This is a genomic window from Streptomyces sp. NPDC051776, assembly GCF_040681345.1.
GTDB lineage: Bacteria > Actinomycetota > Actinomycetes > Streptomycetales > Streptomycetaceae > Streptomyces.
In genome coordinates this window covers 1-7217 of record NZ_JBFAYQ010000104.1, presented here as the reverse complement: position 1 = coordinate 7217, position 7217 = coordinate 1, and the positions used below count along the sequence as shown (strand labels likewise).

Below are 7217 nucleotides of genomic sequence, written 5' to 3'. Positions count from 1 at the left end.
GAACGGACCTATCCAGGACGGCTCCGACGCCGTGATCACACCAGCCACAACAAGATCATCTCATCCCTGACCAGGGGTTACGGGACAACCTTTAGGCAGCCGCATTCTGCTGCTACAAACGGCTCCTCAAACTGACCATGTAGGACACGGTCTAAGCATTGCGGTGGCAATTTCCCCAATACATAATTTGCCGCCATGCGAATCGACAGCTGGGCCATGCGGAGAGATAAATTCTCCGACGTCGAGACCGACATGCGGGCAGCGAAGAATGTCATGACTCGCCCCCGGTTTGTCGCAATCGACACGGCGCGGACCGCAATTTAGCATGTCGATGTTCAAGCCATTGCTGGCCCAATCTCCCCAATGCAGAATAAAGGATCTTGCATGCCTCTCACATGAAGGACTGCTGGCCGTCGGGATTGCACTTGTGGAAGCGTGCGTTTCCGCAGACATCCGAGGCATAGACATGATGCTCTGGCTAAATGGCCGTGTCAATACAGGGTCATCCACAGCCGCCGAAAGGGGACCGCTCTCCGACGACATCGCGATGTTCTCGCTGCTCACCGGTGTACTCTTTCATCACCTGGAGTTGCACCGAATATCTCACGGTCCCGAGCATTAGGGGATCATGTTTTCCGGAGCTTGGCAGCCACAGGGGGAGATTTGAACGCAGTCGATGTCCCAGCGAGCCACGCTTCGAGGTCGGGTCTCCTGAGAGCCGCCCCACTCATGAGATAGATCCCGACAAGAAGCGCTGCCCCCATAATCATTACCATCAGCATGATCGCCACGGAAAAACCAAACCCGTCTGCGATACCTCTGACAATAGCAAGCCGTACTAGCGCGGGTCCGATAAGGAAAGCAGCCTCTGAGCGTAGAAGTTCCACCAGGGCGAATGTCGCGGGAATCTGCGCGGCGGGCGCCGAGAGCCCAGCCATGAACAAACCAGGTGTCACGCCGGACCCCGCCCCGAAGCCCAGGAAGATCGAAGCGAGCGGGACAACGATGGAGGCATTCGACACACCGGTACACAACAGCAAGGCAGCGCCTACCGCGATACTCACGAGGCCCGCTAGAGCCAGGCAGGGAACCCATGGGGAATCCAGTAGCTGCCGAAATAGGATCGCGGCAATTACCACGCCAACGAGCGCGGGTGTAAGTAGTGCTCCAACCTCGAGGTCGTCGAAGCGCACCGTTCGCAGCAGATATACCTCGACCAGTTCGATGAGTGTGATGAAAGAGGCCCCAGAAATCATCGCTGCTGCGAGACCCGTGACCGGCAGAGTGGTGCTGATGGGCCGCACCGGCATCAGCGGCGAAGACGCCCGTTTCTCGGACACCACAAGGACCACGACAAATAGCAATCCGACCGAGACCGGGATAAGAAATCCTTTGTCGGAGAAAGAACTGCGCGTCAGCCACGCCACGCCGAAGAACGGCAACACAGTGGCTCCGAAGGCACAGGTGATAGCCAACCGGTCGAGTGGCAGCCCAGGTGCCGGTGCCTTGTTCCTCTCGAATGTCAAGGCCCCGACGACAAGCCCCACCGCAGCGAGTACAGCGATGGCTGTGAACATGAGTCGCCAACCCCCCAGGGTTCCGACGAGGCCACCTGCGAACGGCCCGAAGGCCGTCACACTAAACAAACCAACGCTAATTACTGCGGCACTGGTAGGCAATCTTTTCACACCATGCGAGAGAATCATCGGAGGCAATGCTGATACGAGCAGCACTCCCGTGGTCAAACCCTGCAAGACCATACCGGTCGCGAATACGGAGATATCGGTAGCACTTAGGGCCAGCAGCGTGCTCACCGTAAAACCGGACTCGCAAGTGAGATAGACGCGCCGCCGAGGAAACCTCTTGACCAAATCCGCGCCCATTACTGCTCCGAAGGCATAACCGGCGTTGGATAGCCCGACGGTCAGCTGTAGCTCGAAGGCGCTCGCATCGAGTTCCCTCATGAGCACCGGCCGCATGAGGGACGTGGCTGTAGTGAGGACGAGATAGGGGCAGAGCGCAAGTAGCGCGAGGGTTACTGCCGCCGGGTAATTTCCCGCGAGCGGCACCCGACCGAAGATCTTCAGGGGGTTGTACCGCATAGGTGTCTCCGAGGCTGGTGGGGGGAGAAAGCGATACACCCGGTTTCCATGCGTGCCTGTTCCCAACGCGACCTCTTGATTACATGGCACGCGAACTCATCGTATGGTGTGGTGGGCGTGCAGGCGCGTGCTGACACGCCCCGAGTGTGATCAGCGCTGACGGTTCGCCAAGCTTGCCTTACTGATCATTTCAGAATGAGTTCGGTGTGTCGGCTTGGCAGTTGGGTGCTGTGGCGGCAGGGTCTGCCGGGTATCTGGTGACCTTGTACTTGATGACCTGCGGGAACGCATAGCCCCGCTGCTTCCGGCCCGGACGCCGCGGCGTCGGCGGTATCCCGGTCGATTGCCGGCGATGACCCGTGCAGCTCTGCGGGGCATCGTTTACGCCTGTGCAAGAGCGTGAGCTGGAGAGACGTCCCCCGCGGAGCGGACGGGCTGCAGTGGTGTGACAGCTTGGCGGCGGCGCACGGCCACGAACTGGGGGCGAACCGGTCACACCACTGCCGGACGGCCTCGCGGGAGCGATGATCCCACGCGCCGGCAAGGCCTACTCGACCTCGCGGCAGCTGAGCGGGAAACGGTGGTACGTCCGCACCGCGCGGGAAATGATCTTCACCCGGAACCGAAACCCCTTGTGCGACACAGACACCCCGGCAGCCTCCAAGACCGACCCTTCCCAGAAGATCAACAAATCCGGCGATCTTCCCGGACTCGGCGCCATCACTAAACATGAGAATGCCCAGCACACTCCTCGATGCGTCACCGACACGCCGAGGATGGCTCTACAGCTAACAAGGTCTGAGAATGTATAACGTGTCCATGAATGCCAAGGATAATCCACTGAGTCGGCGTCGGATCCTGACCTCTACCGCAGGAACTCTGGCCGGAGTCGGCCTGACCATGTTGGGCTCTGGTTCACCACCGGCATCACGCTTTCACGCAAAGGATGCCCCGCTCCTAATTTCCTCTAAATCCCACCGAATGAGATCCGGCGGAGCGCTCGACGCGTCCACGATCCCTAAATATGTAACACAGTTGTCCATCCCGCCAGCCATGCCCGGTGTACACCATCGGGGCAGGGATCATTACACGATCACAGCGCGCCAATTCCGTCAGCAAATCCTCCCGGATGGAATGCCGAAGAGTACGGTTTGGGGGTATGGGGCTGCAGAGCATGGCAACTCCTTCCGCGCACCTGGACACACCATTGAGGCAAGAGTCGACAGGCCTGTTGTTGTTACTTGGGTGAACGGCCTGATGGGCGATAACGGCGACTATCTTCCGCACCTCTTCGCAGTGGATCCCACCCTGCACTGGGCCAATCCCCCCGGGGGCCATCTCTCGCGGGACTCACGCCCAGTATTCACGGAAACTCCCGGGCCTTACATTGGCCCGGTGCCGATTGTCACTCATCTGCACGGAGGGCACACCCAGCAAGAGAGCGACGGATACCCGGAGGCATGGTATCTCCCGAATGCTCAAAATATTAAGAGAGGATTCGCCAAGGAAGGGACGTACTACCGGCGGTTCGAAGAGGAATTCTTTCGCAAGTTCGGTATTCGGTGGCGTACAGGGACGGCGACATTTCAATACGGCAATAGTCAGCGCGCGACCGCGCTATGGTATCATGATCACGCACTGGGACTTACACGCTTGAATATGTATGCCGGTCTCGCCGGAATGTACATCCTCAGGGGTGGCGAGAGCGATCTACCCAGAGGGGTCCTGCCCGACACCATCCGGGAGCGAGGGCTGGACTCGAACAATGAGTGCTACGAGATCCCGCTGATCATCCAGGATCGTTCATTCAACCAGGATGGATCGCTATTCTTTCCGGACAGCGCAGCCTACGATGGCGCAAACCCTCCCTACATTCCGTTCACCGACATCCCGCCGATCTGGATCCCAGGATTCAGCGCTGACGCCATCGTTGTCAACGGGAATACCTGGCCGGTGCTCAATGTGGAACCTCGCAGATACCGATTCCGCATCCTGGACGGGAGTAACAATCGGGCCCTCATCCTAAAACTCGCGTCCAATCCGACGGCCACTCGGCCCGTCACTTCGGTTCTGCCGTTTTACCAGATTGGCAATGATGGCGGCTTCTTGCCCGCTCCCGTGGAGCTCAGCCAGCTTACGTTGGCCCCGGCGCAACGGGCAGACGTCATCATCGACTTCTCGAAAGTGGCCCCGGGAACAGACATCTACATGATCAACGAAGGGCCGGACGGTCCGCTATCATCCGGCTTCACGCCGGCTGACACGAACACCACAGGCCAGATCATGAAATTCTCCGTCGTCCCACTCAGGAACGCGGATACCAGCCTCCCGGTCTCCCAACTCAAACTGCCCCCGGTCAAGCCGATTCCCACTCCAGCGAAAACCCGACGGCTGTCCGTCGATGAGATCGATTCGACGACCAACGGCAACATCCCTGTCATGATGGTGCTCGGCGTCGTGAACAGTGATGGCACCCCGCATGAGCTGATGTGGTCGGACTCCATCACGGAGACGCCCACCGAAGGAATCTCGGAACTCTGGGAGATTAACAATTTCACCTCCGAAGCACACCCAATCCACGTGCACCAGACAATGTTTGAAGTCGTGAACCGACAACTGTCGGGGGAAAGTGCTACGCCACCTGAACCTGGGGAGCGAGGTCGACTCGACACGGTGATCGCATATCCTGGAATCACGAGAATCGCACTGTCCTTTGACATTTCAGGGCGCTATGTGTGGCATTGCCATATCATCGATCATGAGGATAACGAGATGATGAGGCCATTCCAGGTCCTCGCCAAGGACGAGCACGGCCACTCCAAGTAGGATCACGGCCACTCCGAGCACTACAGCCAGAGATCATGAGGATCACGCAGCCATAGATCGTAGTGCGACGATCATCCCATCCCCAAGGCTGCCGGCTCGAGTTGGCCTCGATTCGTCAGCGGGTTGGTTGCCGATCGCCTGGTGGTTCGCCCATGATGTCCCTGCCGGTGTCGAGACGGGCTGTCGCGTGGCGAGCGACTGCGCCGGGTTCCACGGGCCCGGGGACGGCCGGTTCTCCTCCTTCCTGATCTTCGTCGGGGCAAGTGGCCGGCCGTCGGGTGATGCCCCCAAGCGTGTTGAGCCGCTGCCAGTAGGTGGTGAACGCGCCGGCCCAGGGCCAGGTGGCGTCGATCCGCAGCCAGCGGCGTCGGGCGTGCCTCGCGAGCCGGGCGGGCAGGTGGTGGATGCGGAAGCGCAGGTTTCGGGCTCTGCGCTGGCGAGGTCGTCAACGTCGTGCAAGGCCAACAGCCACGCAGCCAGGCATCAAGGTCGGCATCCAGCCGGCGGTTGACCTCCCAGGACTGCGGAGGGCACTTTCAAGTTGTCCCTGGGCAGTGTCTGTAAGCACGAGATTTCATGAAGTCGATCGTGCTTCGATGCGCCGGTGACGCCCCGTCATGTTCCGATGGATGCTGGCTGCGTGTGAGGAAAACTGCCTTCTGCTCCCGTACCTTGCGGGGATTGCAGGTCGAGCATATAGACGTGCTGGACGGCCGCGTGGTGATCGTGGCGGCGACGCCGGAGGACGTTCCACTGCGGTATCCGGACTGCCGGGTGCGGTCCCGATGCCGTCGCATCGGGTCCACAGCCGGGACGGACGGCGGCTGGGCGATGCGCCCTGCGGAGGCCAACAGGTCCTGATCGAGCTCTCGGTGCGCCGGCTGTTCTCCGATTGCGGCGAATGCCCATGGGTGACGTTCGCCGAGCAGATCGAGCTCCGCCACAGGCCACCACGCCCTGACCGACATCAGCGACCCTGCCCAGGGACAACTTGCCAGTGCTGTCGCGCGCCATTGGGGCCGCAATCCGCGCCGGCCAGGAACGCGGGGAGCATGAGAGGTCCTAACAGAAGTCGTTGACGGTGCGACTGTCGGCTGGATGCTCGTTGGTCTGTCCGTGGGGAAGAGGGATGCTCGGCCGTGGGTCGTCTCGGACGAACTGTGGGCGCTGATCGAGCCGTTGCTGCCGAAGCCGGGCCCGAGACTGGTCGCGGGGCGGCCGCGGGTGCCCAAGCCTCAGCGCCTTCACGCCGAGAAGGCGTACGACGTGCCTCACCTGCGTCGATGGTTATGGGGCAAGCGCATCGGCGTCCGGATCGCCCGCAACGGCATCGACTCCACCGAACGGCTCGGCCGTCGCCGGTGGGTCATCGAACGCACCATGTCCTGGCTGACCGGCTACCGCAGACTCACCCACCGATACGAACGAAAACCAGGCAACTACCTGGCCATCTCGGCTTGGCAGCCGCTCTCTGCTGCTACAAACGGCTCCTCAAACTGACCATGTAGGACACGGTCTGAGACGTCCGCCCTGACCGGCCGTCGCGCGGAACCGTCGTGATCTGCGGCGGGTTCGACGAATGCACCGAGGAGATCTTCCCGCTGCTGGCCACCGTCGCGCGCGCCGGATATTGCAGCATCGCCCTCGACGGCTCCGGCCAGGGCGGGGCACTCGAGGAGAGCGGCCTGACCATGACCGCCGACTGGGAACTCCGCTGGACGGATACGCAGTCATTCCCACATCCCAGTACGACCACGTGCGAACGTTGCCCACTCTGAAGCAGGCAACAACGAGTGCCGTCTCAGCCGCCCACTACGTGGCAGTCCGGGTCCCGTTCCTGGCGGCCGCGGCCTTATCGCTCCTTCCGCGGAGAACGCAGCCCGCGGGGACGGGCTCCGATCGGAACACCTCGGCTTGACGCTCCAAGTCGGCACGCTCCGTCCGTCCCCTCATCGGCTCATCGACGTCAATGGCTTCGCGGATGCTCCGGTGCCACGGCCGTAAGGTGACCTCACGCCGGGGCCCGATCCGTGGGAAGTCGGCGGCATTTCAGTCGTCGGCGACGGCCGCGGGGTTCACAAGGGGCTTCACATTGGTTTCACCTGGTACCGGTACCTCGCCACCACCCCGAAAGCGCTTCGTTCTGGTCGCCATGGGGTTCGCCGGGGGCCTGGTTCTGCTCGACGAGACGGTCGTCGCGGTGACTCTCGATCCGATGGCGCGGGGCCTGCATTTGACCACTGCCGCCATGAGCAGAGTGGTCCTGGTCTACGTCCTGGCGCTGTCATC

The 7217-nt window shown here is 61.3% G+C and carries 3 protein-coding genes and 1 pseudogene; 3 read left to right on the top strand and 1 reads right to left on the bottom strand.

Annotation, left to right across the window (positions count from 1 at the left end):
- Positions 1-626 precede the first annotated feature (626 nt).
- The gene (locus AB0M26_RS30955; protein WP_365266191.1) at positions 627-2102 is read right to left on the bottom strand and encodes an MFS transporter; all 1476 of its coding nucleotides are present in this window, start codon (positions 2100-2102) and stop codon (positions 627-629) included.
- 1395 nt (positions 2103-3497) lie between these two features.
- Between AB0M26_RS30955 and AB0M26_RS30950 the strand changes: the two genes are divergently transcribed.
- The 3 genes and pseudogenes from AB0M26_RS30950 (at position 3498) to AB0M26_RS30940 (ending at position 6706) form a co-directional block, all read left to right on the top strand.
- Positions 3498-4928 carry a multicopper oxidase domain-containing protein gene (locus tag AB0M26_RS30950; protein WP_365266189.1) on the top strand — a complete coding sequence of 477 codons (1431 nt, stop codon included), beginning with the start codon at positions 3498-3500 and terminating at the stop codon, positions 4926-4928.
- Between the two features lie 1230 nt (positions 4929-6158).
- Positions 6159-6436 (top strand): annotated as a pseudogene (locus AB0M26_RS30945) (transposase); the annotation flags it as partial.
- A gap of 48 nt (positions 6437-6484) precedes the next feature.
- Positions 6485-6706, top strand: coding sequence for a hypothetical protein (locus AB0M26_RS30940; RefSeq protein WP_365266187.1), 222 nt, complete (start codon positions 6485-6487; stop codon positions 6704-6706).
- Positions 6707-7217: the final 511 nt, after the last annotated feature.

What these genes read in the sequence shown, in the direction of transcription:
- AB0M26_RS30955 (WP_365266191.1), bottom strand. Translation starts at nt 2,102, where the DNA reads ATGCGGTACAACCCCCTGAAGATCTTCGGTCGGGTGCCGCTCGCGGGA.